This window comes from Streptomyces sp. NPDC100445, from assembly GCF_044759735.1.
GTDB lineage: Bacteria > Actinomycetota > Actinomycetes > Streptomycetales > Streptomycetaceae > Streptomyces.
On record NZ_JBIVZV010000002.1, the window covers coordinates 18,975 to 35,506 of the forward strand.

The window sequence follows — 16,532 nt, forward strand, 5'->3', positions numbered from 1 at the left end:
CCTGAGGGTCCGTCTGGATCGCTGGCAGTCGCTTCCAGGAGCTACTTCTTCACACGGACAGTCTTCGTGGACCGGGTCTCCAGAGTCATCTCGTCCGCCTCCGCGACCCTCGTCTTCAACCGCACAGTACCCGTCGCGGCATCGACCACGTCCACCACCTTCGCAAGCAGTTTCGCAGTATCCGCGTTCCCCGAGGCACTCGCGAGCTGAACCGCGCGCCCCAGTTTGGCCGTTGCTCCGTCGAAATCGCCCGCTTTGCGAAGGTCGAGGCCCTTCTGGATGACCTGGGCCAGTTCGGCCTGCCCGGTGTAGTGGGCGACTTGGGGGTTCATCGAGGTGGAGGCCGCCGTGTCGGTGGTCCACACGGCCCGTACGAGCCCTTGCGCGCCGAGGTTCTGTACCGTTCCGTCCGGTTGTGGGACGACCAGGGAGACCCGTGCGGCGAGCATCTCCTGCCCGATCCCGGCCGGCGGGACCGTCACGCACACGTGGTAGTCGCGGGACTCGTCGCCCCAGGACCCGGTGGGGTAGTCCCCGGCGCGCGGCCCGGCCTCGGTGCGGCGTCCGGTCAAGTCCTCCACGGCGGGGGCGACTTGCTTGACGAACCGGATGGTCGTGCCGACCGGTGTCCACACCCGCAGGGCGACGTCGGCGACCTCCTTGCCCATCACCGTCTCCATCATCCGCGTGAAGTCGGCGGCGAGGCCGGCCGGGTCGGCGACGATGTCGGCGGTGCCGAGCAGCGCGGAGGCGATCCCTGTGACCTCTTTCACTTCCCAGTCGGTGCCCACGCCCCGGGCGTCGCAGGTGAACCGTCCGGCGCACGCCTCCAGCGTGGCGCGCAGGGCGTCCGGGGTCTCGTGCTCGTTGCGGCCGTCGGTGAGCAGGATGCCGTGCCGGATGGTGACGTCCGCCGAGGACAGCAGCCGGTCGGCGAGCCGCAGCCAGGTGCCGATGGCCGTACCGCCGCCCGCGATCAGCCGGCGCAGTGCCTGCTTGGCCTGGTCGCGGGTGACGGCGTCGGCGACGGCGAGGCGTCCGCCGCCCGGATAGACCTCCTCGGCGACGTGGGTGCCGCCGATCACCGCGAAGTGCGTGCCGTCGCGCAGGGTGTCGATCGCGGCGGCTGTGGCGTCCTGCGCGTTGCGCATCTTGGCCGGCGGGTGGTCCATGGAGCCCGAGCAGTCGACCATGACGGCCACCGCTGCGGACGGGCCCCGGCCCGGCGCGGCGCCGAGTGCGGCGCCGGGTGCGGTGCCGGCGGTGCCCCCGCCGGTCGCCGTCACCGTGACGACGGCGTTGACCTCGCTGCCGCCCTCGTGCAGGTACTCGTTCTGGTAGACGTCCACCGAGAACCGCGGCGCGTGCGGTTTCGCGAAACTGGCCATGCTGGTTCACATCCCCCTCGGACACCTCGCGGACGCGAGGCGGCACACCTGGGCGGACCGGTCCCCTCCGGTCCGCCGAGACCTCCCCGTTCCGGCCTCAGGCCGATCCTGCCCCCTGACGCGGCGCCGGGAACGGCAGCACGGCCACTGTTACGTTGTCGTGGCCCCCGCCGTCCAGGGCGTGACCGACCAGCACCTGGGCGCTGTGCAGCGGACGCAGTGCCGCGTCCGCCGGGACGACCTCGGACAACTCCTCCGCGGACTCGGCGTAGTTCCACAGTCCGTCGGTGCACACCACCACGGTGCCGGGCCGGTCCGGTTTGAACGACGCGGTGTGCGGGTCGAGTTCGTAGGCGTCCGCGCCGAGCCAGCCGGTGATGGCGTGGGCCCGCTGGTCGGCGTAGGCCTCGGCCTCGCTCATCAGGCCGGCCGCGACCATCTGCGCGGCCCAGGAGTCGTCCTCGGTCAGCCGGGCCGGCGGCGCGGCGCGGTCGGAGGGCACCCAGTAGGCGCGGCTGTCGCCGATCCAGCCGACGACCAGCAGCCCGGAGGTGACCACCGCGCCGACGATCGTGCAGGCCGGCGCGTTCTGGTGCGGGGCCTGCTCGCGGGCCGTGGCGGGCTCCTCGGCGAGCGCGTCGACCGCCTGCGCGGCGGCGACGATCGCGTCGTGCATCGCCTGCTGCGGGTGGGTGCCGCGCTCCAGCGCGGTGAGCAGCAGGTCACCGGCGGCCCGAGAGGCGGCCAGGGACGCGTCGTCGGGGCGGGTCGCGGACGACACGCCGTCGCAGACGACCGCCAGCGCGGCCGGGGTGCCGTCCGGCAGCGTGGTGTGGCCGACGGCGAAGGCGTCCTCGTTGCGGTGGTGGCGCAGCCCGCGGTCGCTGACGGCGGCGACCGGCCCGGACTCCCGTTCCACGTGGTCGCGTTCGCGGGGCTGGGCGTGACCGCAGTTCTCGCAGTAGCCGTCGCCGTCCACCCGGCCCGTCCGGCAGGCCACGCACACCGCCCCCGGGGTGCCGGGGCCGGCCGGCAGCCGCGGGTCCGGCGCCTGGAGCGGGTACTCGTCGGGCTCCGCGGGCCGGTCGAGGCGCACCCCGGGGCCCGGGGAGCGCTCGGCGTCACCGGCCGGCCCGGCGCCGGAGCCGTGCCCGGACAGCGGGGTGCCGCCGGAGTCGGTGCCGGGCAGGTCGGCCGGCAGGTGCGTGCCGGGCGGGGTGCCGGCGGAGTCCGGCGGTTCGGGGGCCGGCCAGTCCACGCCGTCACCGGGCGCGCCGGTACCGGTCATGGTGAGGGTCGGCTGGTCCCGCGGGGGAGCGGGCACCACCGAGAGGTCGTACCCGCACGCCCCGCAGTACCGGTCACCCGGTTCGACGGGCTCCGCGCAGCTCGGGCACTTCGGCAGTGCGGCCTGCTGGGGCATCTGCGACATCGACTACACCCACGTCCGGGGGCGGTAACGGTTGGCCCGTTCCACCAGCTCGATCCTTTCCTCGCCACTGGGCGCCAGCCGGGCCAGCGTGCGGTGGGCGCGCTCCAGGCCGAAGCGCAGGCCCCGCTCGTCCAGACCGCTGCCCAGCAGCACCCGGCCGCCGGCGGCGGGGCCGGGGTCCTGGCCCCCGGAGAGTATCCAGTCCAGGGCGCAGCCGAGTACCTCGGCCGCCAACTGCTCGCGCCTGGCCGGGTCCAGACCGTACACCTGGAGCGCCTCGACCTGCCCGGCGGCGGCCGTCAGGTCATCCAGGAACGGTACGTCACCGGTACCCGCGGTGCGCTGTCTCAGGCGTGCCCGGACGGCGGCGGCCCGGGCGGCCGTGTAGTGGATGGACGACTCCGGGACCGATTCCAGGGTGGTCACGGCACCGCGCCGGTCACCGGCCGCGAGCCGCACCCGGGCCAGGCCGAACGCGGCGCTCACGTAGCTCGGGTCGGTCGTCCACACCAGGCGGTAGTACTCGGCCGCGTTGTCCAGCTGGCCCAGCACCTCGGCGCACAGGCCGAGCGCCAGCTTGGGCGCGGCCTCGCCGGGAAAGGCGTCGTAGACCGCGTCGAAGGCGGGGGCGGCGTCCGGGAGATCGCCGGTGGCCAGGGCGGCGACGCCCCGGTGCCACACCACCCGCCAGTCGTCGGGCCGTTCCTCGTCCAGCTCGGCCAGGCCCGCGAGGGCGGCCCGGTCGTCTCCACTCTCCAGCAGGGCGCGGATGCGCCGCAGCCGGGTCTCCACCGACCGGGCGGGGGCGGCGTCCAGGGCGGCGATCAGCTCGGCCGGCGCGGAGGCCATCAGGCCGGCGAGGAAGCCGGCGTCGGGGTCGCCGGGGTCGACCAGCGGGACCGGCAGGGCCAGGGCGGCGGCGCGGGCGTCCACGGCGCCGACCAGGGCCGGCGCCACGGGGGCCGTCCCGCCCGGAGCCGGCCCGGCGGCAGCCGACGCCGGAACGACCGGCGTGCCGGGCACCCCTGCCACGGTGACCGTCCCGGCGGGGCCCGGTGCCGCGATGGCCGGTCCGGCGGGGCCCGGTGCCGCGATGGCCGTCCCGGCGGGGCCCGGCGCGGGGACCGCCGCCGGACCCGCCGCCGCCGGCGGTGTCCCGCGGGCGGTCCTCCGCCTGCGGCCGTGCACCGGGCGGGCCCCCAGCCGGGACACCTCCCCGCGCAGCCGCGGGAACAGCTCGGTGTCGGTGACCTTCACCTCGGGGCCGAAGAGCGTCGACAGCGCGGGCCGGGCCTGTCCGCTCTGGAGCGCCACGACCTCCCGCAGCACGCCCGTCAGCTGCTCGGCCATCTCCTGCGCGGAGGCGAACCGGCGGGCCGGGTCGGGGTCGGTGGCGCGGACCAGGAGCCGGTAGAACGACTCGTACCGGTGGAAGACCTCGATGTCGTCCGGGTCGGGCAGCCGGTCCGCGTAGACGTTGGTGTAGCCCTGGAAGTCGAAGGTCAGCACGGCCAGCGTGCGGCCCACCGTGTACAGGTCGCTGGCCACCGACGGGCCGGTCTCCGCGACCTCGGGCGCCTGGTAGCCGACCGTGCCGTAGATGGCCGACTCGTCGTCGTCCATCCTGCGCACCGCGCCCATGTCGATCAGCTTGAGCTGGTCCTCGGTCTGGATGGCGTTGTCGACCTTGAAGTCGCAGTACAGCAGGTTGCGGCTGTGCAGGTGGCCGAGCGCCTCCAGCGCCTCGATGCCGTACGCGCACGCCTGCTCCACCGGCAGCGGGTCGCGCCGGCCGTCGGGGGAGCGGCGGGCGTTGGCGATCTCCTTCAGGGACTTGCCGCCGACGTACTCCATGACGATGTAGCCGTCGAGGGAGCCGGTGCGCTGGTCCAGGTGCTCCACGAAGTTGTAGATCCGCACGATGTTGGCGTGCTCGATCTCCGCGAGGAAGCGCCGTTCGGAGATGGCCGCCGCCATCGCGTCCTGGTCCCCGGTGTCCAGCAGGCCCTTGAGCACCACCCAGCGGTCGGAGACGGCCCGGTCCACGGCGAGGTAGACCCAGCCGAGCCCGCCGTGCGCGAGGCAGCCGGCGACCTCGTACTGGCCGTGCACGATGTCCCCGGCCCGCAGCTTGGGCACGAAGGAGTACGGGTGCCCGCACTTGGTGCAGAAGCCCTCCGTGCGGCCCGGCCGCTCGCCCCGGGACCGGCCCACCGGCGCCCCGCAGTCGGAGCGGGAGCAGAACCGCTTGCGCTCCGGCACCTCCGGGTTGTCCAGCACCATCGCGCGCGGGTCCGGCCGCGGCACCTGCGGCACGGCGACCAGTCCGGCGCCGAGGCGCCCGCGGGTGGACGGGCCGGACGACGCGCCGGAGCTGCGCACCGACACCGAACGGCCGGAGGACGCGCCCGACAGGGACCGGGAGAGCCGCCCGGACACCGAGCGCCGGGACCTCGACGACTGGGAGGACGTCCGCGCGCTGCCGGACCCGGCGCTCTGCGCGGAGCCCCGGGTGACCCCGGTGGGCGGCGAGCCGACCGATCCGGTCGCGGAGACGACGGGCGCGAGACCGCAGGTGTCGCAGTACAGTTCGCCGCCGCCGACGTCCTCGTACGCTCCCCCGCAGTCCGGCCGCTGGCAGGTCTGCCCCGGCTGGCTCATGACGTGTCCCCTCCGCGGTCCTGCGGCGCGCTCGCGCCGCCCAGCGTCTCGGCCGCCGCCCGCTGGTAGCGCAGGACGGCCTGTTCCGCCACGCGCAGGTCGCAGGGCGCGCTCCACAGCATGCGCCGGGCCGCGTCGTACCGTTCGACGAGCAGCGGGTCCTCCGCGAGTCCGTGCCGGGCGACCTTGGCCCGGTAGGCGTCGAGCCGGCCGCGCAGCTCGGCGCGGACCGCGAGCGGCGCGGTGACCGCGGTCAGCGACTCGCGGGCGCGCAGCAGTTCGTCCTCGGCCTTGCGCTCCAGGTCCTCCAGCAGCGGGGAGAGCCGGTGCCAGCGGGCCTGCCGGCGGTACTCGGCCGCGGTGGACAGCTGTTCGTGGAGCGCGGTCGGCGGACCGCCGACCACCGGCACCTCGGTCGCGGCGATCTTCGCCAGCACCTCGCCGCGCGCGGCCCGGGCCTCGGCGAGGGTGCGGTCCGCGCGCGAGAGGACGTCCCGCAGTCGGATCAGCCGCGCCTCCGCGTCCTGACGCACCGTCAGCACGGCGTCGATCTCCCGGCGTACGTCCTCCAGGGCGCGCGCCTCGCGGTCGTACACCGTCGTGTCCGGACGGCCGCCGCCGGGCGCGGAGCTGCCCGCGGCCGGCACCCAGAAGGCGAGCGGGTCCGAGACGACGTCCTCGCGCAGCCGGGTCAGCGTGCGCGTGATCCGCTCCAGGTCGTCGCCGGCCGGGTGCTCGCCGGGGCGCACGCCCACGGAGTGCGCGAGCCGTCGGGTGCGCTGGAGCTCCTCGGCGAGCAGGTCGATCCGCGCGGGCAGCGCCGACCAGACCGCGTCGGCGGCGACGATCACGTCCAGGCTGGTCGCGTACAGCTCGTTCATCCGGTCCACCAGCGCCGGCAGCGTGAACGTCTCGCTGAGCCGGCCGGTGCCGCTGTCGGGGACGGTCACGGACTCGCCGCGCAGCAGCCCGGTCAGCTGCACCAAATCCTCCCGGCTGGACCAGCGCCGCCGGGCGCGGATCTGCCGGGCACCGCGCAGCGCGGCCGTGTACGCGTCGAAGCATGCCCACAGCGAGGTGATCCGGGCCTCGGCGGCCTGCCAGCGCTCCGCGGTGACGCCGGTCAGGGCGGCCCCTTCGAGGAGCCTGCGGCCCGCGTGGTCCTGGAGGGCCAGCAGCGAGGTCTCGATCGCCTCGTGCTCCTGGCCGAGCCGCGCCAGCGCACGGTCCACCTCGTCCCGGTCCATCACCGGCCCGGCGGGGTCCGTGACGCCCATCGATCACCTCTCGTCGCTGTGTGTTGCGGTCGGGTGCGGCTCAACCGCCGTGCAGGTACTGCGGCACGGGCGGTCTCGACGCGGCCGGATCCCTACCCAGTGTCGCGGACAGCCATTTGTCGTACGACGCCTGCCAGCCGTCCGCGCGGTAGTCCACCAGGACGCGGTTGACGCGGCGCACCAGGTCGGTGGCGTCCTTGCGCATGGCCACGCCGTAGTACTCCTCGGTGAACGCCTTGCCCTTCAGGGCGACGGTCGGGTCCTGGGCCGCCTGGCTCGCGGCGAGCGCGGCGTCGGTCACCACCGCGTCCACCTCGCCGAGCTGGAGCCGGACCAGGCAGTCGAGCTGGCTGGGGACGGTGGTGGAGATGTCGGCGGAGGCGGGCAGCCGGCCGGCCTTCCGGTCGGCTGCCAGCCTGGTGTGTGCGATCGAACCGGCGGACGTGCAGACCTTCTTGTGCGCCAACGAGTCGTCGTACCCGGTGACCGGCGACGACTTGGGGGCGAGGACCTGCTGGCCGGTCTTGAAGTAGGGCGCGGAGAAGGCGACGTGGTCGAGCCGGTCACAGGTGATCGTCATGGTCCGTACGACCATGTCCACCCGTCCGTCCTCGATGGCGGGGATGCGCTGGCTGGTCGGGATGGCCTTGAACTGCACCGCGTCCGGGTCACCGAGGATGTCCTGGGCGATCCGGTGGACCAGGTCGATGTCGAAGCCCTCCAGCTCCGCGCCCTCGGTGTTGGGGTTGCGGTAACCCCAGCGGTAGCTGTTCTGGTCGACGCCGACGATCAGCTTGCGCCGATCGCCGGTACGGGCCTTGATGGCATCGATCACGGGCCCGTCGGCGCCGGACGGGGCGAGGGTGCGCCGGTGGGCGTCCGTGTCCCGGCAGTCGTCGGCGCGGGCCTGGGTGGCCGTCACGGCCCGCTCGCCGGCCCGCTGCGGCACCGGCGTCCGGGTGGTGCAGGGCAGCAGCAGGGCGAACGCCAGCGCCATCGCGCACAGCACCGCCATCGCGGCGACCCCGCCCCAGCCCCGCAGGGTGGCCCGTGCCCGGCTCGCGTCCATCGCCCCGCCCCCCGTCACCGGTACTCCGAGAGCCGGCGTCCGACACCGGCGAGGGCGGCCGCCGCGCCCAGCACCGCGAGGACGCCCGCGCCGGCCGGCAGCCCGGTCAGGGCGTCCCGGCCGGCGCCGGCGGCCTGCCGGAACCGGGCCTGCTCGTGGCCGATGGCGCGGACCAGGCTGCGGTCCACGCCGTCGAAGCACTCGCCGGTCGAGTCCTTCGCGCCGATCACCTTGTCCAGCGCCTGCTGGTAGTTGCCGTTCTCGTCCTCGGCCCGGGCCGCGGCGTGGCGCCGCTTCCACACCGCCATGTCGCTCCGGGCCGCCTCCACCGGGGCGCTGCCCGCCCGGTCGTCGGCGAGCCGCGCGGCCTCGGTCAGTCCCTTGCCGAGCACGGCCATGTCCTTGTCGAAGTCGTGGTAGTAGGCGTCGTAGGAGGTGCCGCCGACGGTGACGGTCTCGGCGCCGCGCGAGACCAGGCTCAGGTTCTCGTTGCCGCGCGCTTTGAGCGACGCGATCCGGGCGTCGTGCAGCGCGTTGAGCGAGCGGATGCCGTGCCGGTAGGAGCCGTCCAGCTCCGACCGGGCCACGGTGTGCCCGACGACCAGCCAGAGCAGGGCGACGGTGGTCGCGGCGGTCGCGGCGACCAGGCCGTGGTTGAGGACGCGGTTGGTGCGCCGGTACGTGCGGTGCTGGGCCAGGCCGAGCGCGGCGAGGGCGAGCACGCCGAGCGCGATCGCCGCCCACGGGTACGGTGTCGCGTCGTCGTAGTCGCCGGTGAGCCGCCGGTTCTCGGTGGAGTACAGGTCCTCCGCCGCCGGGAGCATCTGCCGCTGCATCTTCTCGTTGGCGTAGCGCAGGTAGGCGCCGCCCACCGGGTAGCCCTGCCGGTTGTAGGTCCGGGCCCGCTCGACCAGGCCCTTGTACTCCGGCAGCAGCCGGTTCAGCCGGGCGACGGTCGCCTCGGAGGCGGAGCCGGGTTCGGCGTTGGCGGCGGCGTTGACGAGTCCGGTGGCGGCGCCGCGGATGTCCGCCTCGTAGCGGTCCCTGGACTCCGGGGTCTCCTGCCCGCCCGCCAGGTACCCGCTGGAGGCGGCCGTGTTGGCGTCGGCGAGGGAGCGGTAGATCCCGGCCGCGCCGGCGCTCAGCGGCTGGCTGCGGTGCAGTACGTCGTCGGCGGCGGCGGACCGGGCGCTGGTCTGCCACGCGGTGACCGCCCCGAACGCGAGGACCAGCACCGCCAGTACGGCGCCGATGAGCCGCAGCCGTCCCGGTTCGGTCGTCGCGGCGGCCCGCAGCCGCTCGGCGGCCTCGGCGAACGCGGTCCGCCGCGTGGGCGCCGGCGGCACGGCGGCCACGGGCCCCCCGGGCCGGGCGACGGCCCGGGCGACGGCCTGTGAGGGGAAGCCGGGGGCACCGGACGCGCCCGGGGCACCGGCGAAGCCGGTCGCACCGGGAGTGCCCATGAGGCCGGACGCGCCGGGAAGGCCGGGGACGCCCGCGGGCGCGGCGGGCCGGGCCGGCGGTGGCACCGCGCTGCTCTTCGGCGGTTGTGTCACTCGACCTCCCCCGTGGTCATCCGTTCGCCGCCCAGTATCACCGTGGCCACCGGCGTCCGCACCGGCCTTCGCGGCATCTTGATCGGATCGCAGTGTGCCCGGGGCGTGCGCCGCCGGGCGCACCACCCCCGGTAAGGAACACGCTGGTGACGGGGGATCGGTTCCCCCGGAGCGCCGGACGGCGCTCCGGGGCGGCGGTCACCGCGTGGCGCCCTCCCAGTGCCCGCGCGCCCGGAACCCGGCCTCCGCACCGGCCCCGAGCCGGTCCAGGCCCAGCAGGGCCGCGCCCAGCACCGGCCCGGCGGTGACGACGCGGACGGCGGCCCGGGGGGCCCGGGCGGCCAGCAGCGCGCGGATCGTGTCGTCCAGCAGGGCGTGGCCGGCGGTGAGGACGCTGCCGCCGAGCACGACCGGGGTCTCCTCGGCCAGCAGCCCGAGCCGGGTCAGGGCGACCGTGGCCATCACCGTGACCTCCTCGGCGAGCCGGGTGACCAGCGCCCCGGCCACCGGGTCGCCGGCGGCGGCCGTGGCGAACAGGACCGGGGTCAGCTCGTGGCGCCGGTCGTGCGCGACGTTCCCCAGGTGCAGGGCCTCGATGAGGGCGTACATGGTCGGCAGGCCGAAGTGCGCGGGCAGCGCGCGGGACAGGGCGGTCGGTTCGCCCCGGCCGTCCTCCGCCCGGGCCGCGTGCCACAGCGCCTCCTCGGCCAGCCCCCAGCCGCCGCCCCAGTCGCCGGAGATGCGGCCGATGGCCGGGAAGCGGGCGGTGCGGCCGTCGGGGCGCATGCCCACGCAGTTGATGCCCGCGCCGCAGACGACGGCCACGCCACGGGGTTCGGCGACGCCCGCGCGCAGCACCGCGAAGGTGTCGTTGCGGACCTCCACCGACGTGCCCCAGGCGCGCGCGTGCAGCGCGGCCGCCAGCCGTTCCTCCTCCACCGGCAGGTCGGCGTTGGCCAGGCAGGCCGAGACGTGCGTCACGGAGGTCACCCCCGCGTCCGCGAACGCCCGGGTCACCGGCTCGGCCAGCGCGTCCAGCGCCGCGTCCACCCCCACCACGGGCGGGCGGAAGCCGCCGCCGCGCGCCGTGGCCAGGACCTCGCCGGCGGCGGTGACCACAGCCACGTCGGTCTTGCTGTTGCCCGCGTCGACGGCGAGGACCGTCGGCGGCTCGGATGCGGTCAGGCCCACGCCAGGTGCTCCCGGTTGTGTGCGACGAGACGGTCGGTGAGGGTCTCGGCATACGCGTACTGGCCGATCAGGGGATGCGCCAGCAGCGCGCGGAAGACACGCTCCCGGCCGCCCCGCACCGCCGCGTCCAGGGCCAGCTCCTCGTACGTCGTCACGCCCGCGACCAGCCCCGCGAACAGGGGGTCCAGGGCGGGGACCGGGAGCGGGACCGGGCCCGCCGCGCCGACCGCCGCCTGCACCTCGATCACCGCGTCGTCGGGGAGGAAGGGCAGCGTCCCCCGGTTGAGGGTGTTCACCACCTGGTAGGGGCTGCCGCCACCGCCCAGCAGGGCCGCGGTCAGGTCGACGGCGGCCTCCGAGTAGTAGGCGCCACCGCGTTTCGCCAGCAGGGCCGGCTTCTCGTCCAGGGCCGGGTCGCCGTACATCCGCAGCAGTTCGGCCTCCATGGCCGCCACCTCGGCGGCCCGGGACGGCTTGGTGGCCAGTTCCCGGACGACCTCGTCGTGCGCGTAGTAGTAGCGCAGGTAGTACGAGGGGACGACGCCGAGGCGGTCCAGGAGGGCACGGTCCAGGCGGAGGTCGGCGGCGATGGCCTCGCCGTGCTCGGCCAGGAGCCCGGGCAGCACGTCGTCGCCCTCGGGGCCGCCGAGCCGTACGGCGGTCTCCCAGGTGAGGTGGTTGAGGCCGACGTGGCCGAGGTGGACGTCGGCCGGGGCCAGGCCCAGCAGTCCGGCGAACCTGCGCTGGAAGCCGATCGCCACGTTGCACAGGCCGACCGCCCGGTGGCCCTCGCGGAGCAGGGCGCGGGTGACGATGCCGACCGGGTTGGTGAAGTCGATGATCCAGGCGCGCGGGTTGGCGCGGCGGACCCGGTCGGCGATGTCGAGGACGACGGGGACGGTGCGCAGGGCCTTGGCCAGGCCGCCGGCGCCGGTCGTCTCCTGGCCGACGCAGCCGCACTCCAGCGGCCAGGTCTCGTCCTGCTGCCGGGCCGCCTGGCCGCCGACGCGGAGCTGGAGCAGTACCGCGTCGGCGCCGTCGATGCCCGCGTCCAGGTCGGACGTCGTCACGACGCGGCCGGGGTGGCCCTGCTTGGCGAAGATGCGCCGGGCCAGGCCGCCGACCAGGTCGAGCCGGTCCGCCGCCGGGTCCACGAGGACGAGTTCCTCCAGTGGCAGGGTGTCGCGCAGGCGGGCGAAGCCGTCGACGAGTTCGGGGGTGTAGGTCGAGCCGCCGCCGACCACGGTGAGTTTCACAGCCAGATCAACCCTTTACTCCGGTGAGGGTGACGCCCTCGACGAACGCCTTCTGGGCGAAGAAGAACACGAGGATCACGGGGGCCATGACCAGCACGGTCGCCGCCATGGTGAGGTTCCAGTCGGTGTGGTGGGCGCCCTTGAAGGACTCCAGGCCGTACGACAGGGTCCAGGCGCCGGGGTTCTCCGACGCGTAGATCTGCGGGCCGAAGTAGTCGTTCCAGGCGTAGAAGAACTGGAACAGGGCGACGGCGGCGATGCCCGGCCGGGCCATCGGCAGCACCACCCGGACGAGGGTGCGCAGGTCGCCGCAGCCGTCGACCTTCGCCGCGTCCAGGTACTCGTTCGGGATGGTCATCAGGAACTGGCGCAGCAGGAAGACGGAGAACGCGTCCCCGAACGCCATCGGCACGATCAGCGGCCACAGGGTGCCGGACAGGTCCAGCTGCTTCGCCCAGAACAGGTACATCGGGATGACGACCACCTGCGGGGGCAGCATCATCGTCGAGATCACCAGCATGAGTGACAGGTTGCGGCCCCGGAAGCGGAACTTGGCGAGCGCGTACGCCACCGGCACCGAGGACACCACGGTCAGGACGGTGCCGAGGCCGGCGTACACCAGCGTGTTGCGCCACCAGGTGAGGAAGCCCGGGGTGTCGAACACCTTCCGGTAGTTGCCCCATTCCCAGGTGTGCGGGACCAGGTCCCGGCTCAGTGCCTGGCTGTCGCTCATCAACGAGGTCAGCACCACGAACACGAACGGCAGGGTGAAGAACAGCGCGACGGCGACGCCGAGGGAGTGGACCGCGAGCCACTCCAGCAGCGCCCTGCGACGGGCGGCGCGCCCGGCCGCCGAGACGGACGGCGCCGGCCGCGCCGGCCGGTCCAGTATGTGGGTCATGGTCAGTCACCTGCCTGGATCAGGCCGCCCCGGCGCCGCATCAGCAGCGCGGTGAACGCCATCGACAGGGCGAACAGCACCAGCGCCACCGCGCAGGCCGAGCCGTAGTCGAAGCGCTGGAAGCCGAGGTTGTAGACGAGCTGGGGAAGGGTGAGGGTGGACTTGTCGGGGTAGCCGGGCTCGAACTGGGTGCCCGCGCCCTGGATGACACCGGAGGCGACCTTCCCGGCGACCAGCGGTTGCGTGTAGTACTGCATCGCCTGGATCACGCCGGTGACGACGGCGAACATCACGATCGGCGAGATGTTCGGCAGGGTCACGTACCGGAACCGCTGCCACGCCGAGGCGCCGTCCAGTTGCGCCGCCTCGTACTGCTCGGCCGGCACGTCCAGCAGTGCGGCCATGAAGATGACCATCAGGTCGCCGATGCCCCACAGGGCCAGCAAGGTCAGCGCCGGCTTGGACCAGGCGGGGTCGCCGAACCAGCCCGGGGCCGGGACACCGGCCTTCTCCAGGAGGGAGTTGACGGGTCCGGTGCCGGGATTGAGGAGGAAGGCGAAGGCCATGGTCGCCGCGACCGGCGGGGCCAGGTAGGGCAGGTAGAACAGGGTGCGGAAGACGCCCGTGCCCGTCTTGATCTTCGTGATGAGCAGGCCGACGCCGAGGCCGAAGACCACCCGGAGGGTCACCATGATCACGACCAGCCACAACGTGTTGCGCAGGGCGGGCCAGAACAGCGGGTAGTGCGCGAAGACGTACGTCCAGTTCTTCCCGCCGGTCCACCGCGGCGGCTGGAAGCCGTCGTAGTGCATGAAGGAGAAGTAGACCGTGGAGAGCAGCGGGTAGGCGAAGAAGACGGCGAAGCCGATGAGCCACGGTGACATGAAGGCGAGCGTGCGCAGGGCCGAGCGCCGGCGCCGGGCCGCGAGGGTGACGGTGCTCATCACCGGGCCTGCGCGATGTCCGTGTCGATCTGCGCGGCCGTCTTCCGCAGCCCGGCCTTCAGATCGGTGGCCTTGCCGCTCTCGTAGTCGTAGCCGAACTGCTGGATCGTCACCAGGTACACCCCGCCGTTGAGGGAGGCGGGCGTGGTGGTGGAGTGCGGGTTCGCGGCGATGTCCAGGAACGTCTTGAAGCGCGGGTCGTACTTCAGCTTCGGGGACTTCAGCGCGGCCAGTGTGGAGGGCACGTTGTGGATGGCGTTGGCGAAGCCGACCACCGCGTCCGTGTCCGTGGTCATGTACTTCACCAGTTCCCAGGCCGCGTTCTGCTTGTGGCTGGTGGCGGCGATGCCCGCGATGGTGCCGGTGATGTAGCCCTTGCCGTACTCGTCGGCCCGATCGTCCGGCACGGGCAGCGGGGCCACGCCGATCTCGAAGTCCGGCTTGGCCTCCTCCGCCATGCCGAGCCGCCACTCGCCGTCGAGCTGCATGGCGACCTGACCGGTGTGGAAGGGGTGCCGGGCGCCCCACTCGTCGCCGAGGGTGGACCGGAACCGCTCCAGCCTGCGGAATCCGCCGAGTTCGTCGACGAGCTTCTTCTGGAGCGTGAACCCCTGCTGGAAGGCGGGGTCGCGGGCGACGTTCGACTTGCCGTCCCGGTCGAAGTACGTCGGGGAGAACTGGGCGATGTAGTGCTCGGTGGTGGACTCCCAGCCGTGGTAGTCGGGCATGAACCCGAGCTGCCGGTAGCCGTCACCCTCCCGGACGGTCAGTTTCTTCGCGTCGGCCGTGAACTGCGACCAGGTGCGGGGCGGCGTCTTGATGCCGGCCTTCCGGAAGGCCGTCTTGTTGTAGTAGAGCCCGTACGCGTCGCCGAGCAGCGGGACCGTGCAGCGGTTGCCCTCGAACCGGGTGTACTCGTTCATCGGCTTCGGGAACGTCGTGGCCGGGTCGATCCCGGACTTCTCGAAGAAGGGGTTCAGGTTCACCAGAGCGTGGGAGGAGCAGAACTTGCCCACGTTGTTGGTGGTGAACGAGGAGATGACGTCCGGCGCCCGGTCGCCGCCGGAGCGCAGCGCCTGGTTGATCTTGTCATCGGTCATGTTGCCGACGACGTTCACGTGGATGTTGGGGTGCGCCTTCTCGAAGCCGGCGACCAGCGACCGGACGGCCCGGACCTCGTTCGGCGCGCTCCAGGCGTGCCAGAAGGTGATCGTCGTGTTCTTCGAGGCGTCGTCCGTGGCGCCCGTGCCGGACTGTCCGGTACAGGCGGTGGTGAGCAGAGCCAGCGACGCGGTCAGGGCGAAAGCCGTCTTTCGGACAGCCGGGGGTATGACGTCGGGCATGGCGAGGTCTCCCAGGGGCGGGTGGCTTGGGCGGAAGGGGAGTGCTACCGGGGTGCGGTGGTGCTCAGCGCGAGGTGTCGAAGACCTCGTCGCGGGTGGCGGCGAGCGCTGACTCCAGCGCGCCGCGCAGGACGGGACGGTCGCGGACGTCGCCGACGACCAGCCGGGGCCGGGCCGCGGCCAGCTCCTCCAGTTCGGCCTGGACGAGGGCGCGCAGCACCTCGCCGCCGGCCGTCAGGGCGGAGCCGCTGAGGACGACGAGTTCGGGGTCGAGGACGGAGACGAGCGAGGCGAGACCGGTGGCCAGCCGGGTCGCGTAGGTCCGCAGCAGTTCCCGGTGCGGGCCGCCGGCGTGGTCGGCGGCGCGGGCCAGGAGCGTGGCGGCGGCCTCGGCGTACGGCCCCGGCGGCACGCCCTCGATGCCGAGTTCGCGGGCCAGCGCCGGTACCGCCTGGGAACCGGCCAGCTCCTGGTAGCCGCCGCTGTTGGCCTTGGTGACCTGCCGCACCAGGGGCGTGCCCGGCACCGGCAGGAAGCCGACCTCGCCGGCGCCGCCGGTCCAGCCGCGGTGCAGCCGGCCGCCGAGGACCAGGGCGGCGCCGAGGCCCTCCTGGTTCCACAGCAGCACGAAGTCCTCGTGGCCGCGTGCCGCGCCGAGGCGTTGTTCGGCCACGGCGGCGAGGTTGACGTCGTTCTCGTACTCGACCGGCATCGGCAGTGCCGCCGCGAGTTCGTCGAGGAGGGTGGGGGAGTGCCAGCCGGGCAGGTGGGAGGCGTAGCGCAGGCGGCCGGTGCCCGGGTCGAAGGCGCCGGGGGTGCCGATGACCAGCCGGTGCACGTCGGACCGGGCGAGTCCGGCGGCCTTGACGGCACCGTCGAGCGCGTCGGTGACCTGCTGGACGACGGGCCGGGCGGGCCGCCGGCCGGGGGTCGGCAGCCGGTACTCGCCGACCGTGCGGCCGGTGATGTCGGCGACGGCGGCCCGGATGCGCCGCGGGGTGACGTCGAGTCCGGCGGCGTGTGCGGCGGTCGGGTCGATCGCGTAGAGCTGGGCGTTGGGGCCCGGCCGGCCCTCGCTGGTGCCGGTGAGGCGGACCAGGCCGGCGGCCTCCAGGCGGGCCAGCAGCTGGGAGGCGGTGGGCTTGGACAGGCCGGTGAGCTTGCCGATCCGGGTGCGCGACAGCGGCCCGTGCTCCAGCAGCAGGTCCAGGGCGGCGCGGTCGTTCATGGCGCGCAGGACGCGCGGGGTGCCCGGCGTACCGGCGGTTCCTGCCATGGGGGTCGACACCTGCCTTTCCAGCCGCCCAGCTTTTCAGTGACTCGGGGACGGCGTCCAGTCTTGATCACCGGTCGCCGGGAGACCACTGTTAGGAAAGTTTCCTATTCGGGTGGGAGGAACGTAAGCCCAGGACGAAGGGGGCGTCAATAGACAACGTCCCCGAGGCAACGCAGTCGTTACCTCGGAGGCGGCGCGGCACGGGCCCCGGCACGGCCCCCGCCCGGCCGCGCGCGGC

12 protein-coding genes are annotated in these 16,532 nt (G+C 74.0%); all 12 read right to left on the minus strand.

Features of this window, described 5'->3' with window-relative positions; genetic code table 11:
• Positions 1–41 precede the first annotated feature (41 nt).
• Positions 42–1,388 (minus strand): VWA domain-containing protein, encoded by a 1,347-nt coding sequence (locus ACIQVT_RS05495; RefSeq protein ID WP_403748020.1) that lies wholly within the window; start codon positions 1,386–1,388, stop codon positions 42–44.
• Positions 1,389–1,485: 97 nt separating this feature from the next.
• Positions 1,486–2,820, minus strand: coding sequence for a protein phosphatase 2C domain-containing protein (locus tag ACIQVT_RS05500; RefSeq protein ID WP_403748022.1), 1,335 nt, complete (start codon positions 2,818–2,820; stop codon positions 1,486–1,488).
• A 3-nt stretch (positions 2,821–2,823) separates the two neighbouring features.
• Positions 2,824–5,481 (minus strand): tetratricopeptide repeat protein, encoded by a 2,658-nt coding sequence (locus ACIQVT_RS05505; RefSeq protein WP_403748024.1) that lies wholly within the window; start codon positions 5,479–5,481, stop codon positions 2,824–2,826.
• Positions 5,478–6,758 carry a hypothetical protein gene (locus tag ACIQVT_RS05510; protein WP_403748027.1) on the minus strand — a complete coding sequence of 427 codons (1,281 nt, stop codon included), beginning with the start codon at positions 6,756–6,758 and terminating at the stop codon, positions 5,478–5,480. Before ACIQVT_RS05510 ends, ACIQVT_RS05505 begins: the two co-directional genes overlap by 4 nt.
• Before the next feature lie 40 nt (positions 6,759–6,798).
• Positions 6,799–7,827: a glutamate ABC transporter substrate-binding protein gene (locus tag ACIQVT_RS05515; RefSeq protein WP_403748029.1), complete on the minus strand. Its 1,029-nt coding sequence runs from the start codon at positions 7,825–7,827 to the stop codon at positions 6,799–6,801.
• Between the two features lie 14 nt (positions 7,828–7,841).
• Positions 7,842–9,383 (minus strand): collagen-like protein, encoded by a 1,542-nt coding sequence (locus tag ACIQVT_RS05520; RefSeq protein WP_403748031.1) that lies wholly within the window; start codon positions 9,381–9,383, stop codon positions 7,842–7,844.
• A gap of 198 nt (positions 9,384–9,581) precedes the next feature.
• Positions 9,582–10,574 (minus strand): N-acetylglucosamine kinase, encoded by a 993-nt coding sequence (locus tag ACIQVT_RS05525; protein ID WP_403748036.1) that lies wholly within the window; start codon positions 10,572–10,574, stop codon positions 9,582–9,584.
• Complete coding sequence (locus tag ACIQVT_RS05530) at positions 10,565–11,830, minus strand: 6-phospho-beta-glucosidase (RefSeq protein WP_403748039.1); 1,266 nt, start codon at positions 11,828–11,830, stop codon at positions 10,565–10,567. Before ACIQVT_RS05530 ends, ACIQVT_RS05525 begins: the two co-directional genes overlap by 10 nt.
• Positions 11,831–11,837: 7 nt before the next feature.
• The gene (locus ACIQVT_RS05535; RefSeq protein ID WP_403748041.1) at positions 11,838–12,731 is read right to left on the minus strand and encodes a carbohydrate ABC transporter permease; all 894 of its coding nucleotides are present in this window, start codon (positions 12,729–12,731) and stop codon (positions 11,838–11,840) included.
• A 2-nt stretch (positions 12,732–12,733) separates the two neighbouring features.
• Positions 12,734–13,675 (minus strand): carbohydrate ABC transporter permease, encoded by a 942-nt coding sequence (locus ACIQVT_RS05540; RefSeq protein WP_403748043.1) that lies wholly within the window; start codon positions 13,673–13,675, stop codon positions 12,734–12,736.
• Positions 13,675–15,018 (minus strand): ABC transporter substrate-binding protein, encoded by a 1,344-nt coding sequence (locus tag ACIQVT_RS05545; RefSeq protein ID WP_403748045.1) that lies wholly within the window; start codon positions 15,016–15,018, stop codon positions 13,675–13,677. Before ACIQVT_RS05545 ends, ACIQVT_RS05540 begins: the two co-directional genes overlap by 1 nt.
• A gap of 64 nt (positions 15,019–15,082) precedes the next feature.
• A complete protein-coding gene (locus ACIQVT_RS05550) occupies positions 15,083–16,294 on the minus strand; it encodes an ROK family protein (RefSeq protein ID WP_403748047.1) in 1,212 nt (403 codons plus the stop codon).
• Positions 16,295–16,532 lie beyond the last annotated feature (238 nt).

Coding starts and splice junctions, on each gene's coding strand:
- ACIQVT_RS05550 (WP_403748047.1), bottom strand. CDS start 16,294: ATGGCAGGAACCGCCGGTACGCCGGGCACCCCGCGCGTCCTGCGCGCC.
- ACIQVT_RS05545 (WP_403748045.1), bottom strand. CDS start 15,018: ATGCCCGACGTCATACCCCCGGCTGTCCGAAAGACGGCTTTCGCCCTG.
- ACIQVT_RS05495 (WP_403748020.1), bottom strand. CDS start 1,388: ATGGCCAGTTTCGCGAAACCGCACGCGCCGCGGTTCTCGGTGGACGTC.
- ACIQVT_RS05505 (WP_403748024.1), bottom strand. CDS start 5,481: ATGAGCCAGCCGGGGCAGACCTGCCAGCGGCCGGACTGCGGGGGAGCG.
- ACIQVT_RS05540 (WP_403748043.1), bottom strand. CDS start 13,675: ATGAGCACCGTCACCCTCGCGGCCCGGCGCCGGCGCTCGGCCCTGCGC.
- ACIQVT_RS05535 (WP_403748041.1), bottom strand. CDS start 12,731: ATGACCCACATACTGGACCGGCCGGCGCGGCCGGCGCCGTCCGTCTCG.
- ACIQVT_RS05500 (WP_403748022.1), bottom strand. CDS start 2,820: ATGTCGCAGATGCCCCAGCAGGCCGCACTGCCGAAGTGCCCGAGCTGC.
- ACIQVT_RS05515 (WP_403748029.1), bottom strand. CDS start 7,827: ATGGACGCGAGCCGGGCACGGGCCACCCTGCGGGGCTGGGGCGGGGTC.
- ACIQVT_RS05510 (WP_403748027.1), bottom strand. CDS start 6,758: ATGGGCGTCACGGACCCCGCCGGGCCGGTGATGGACCGGGACGAGGTG.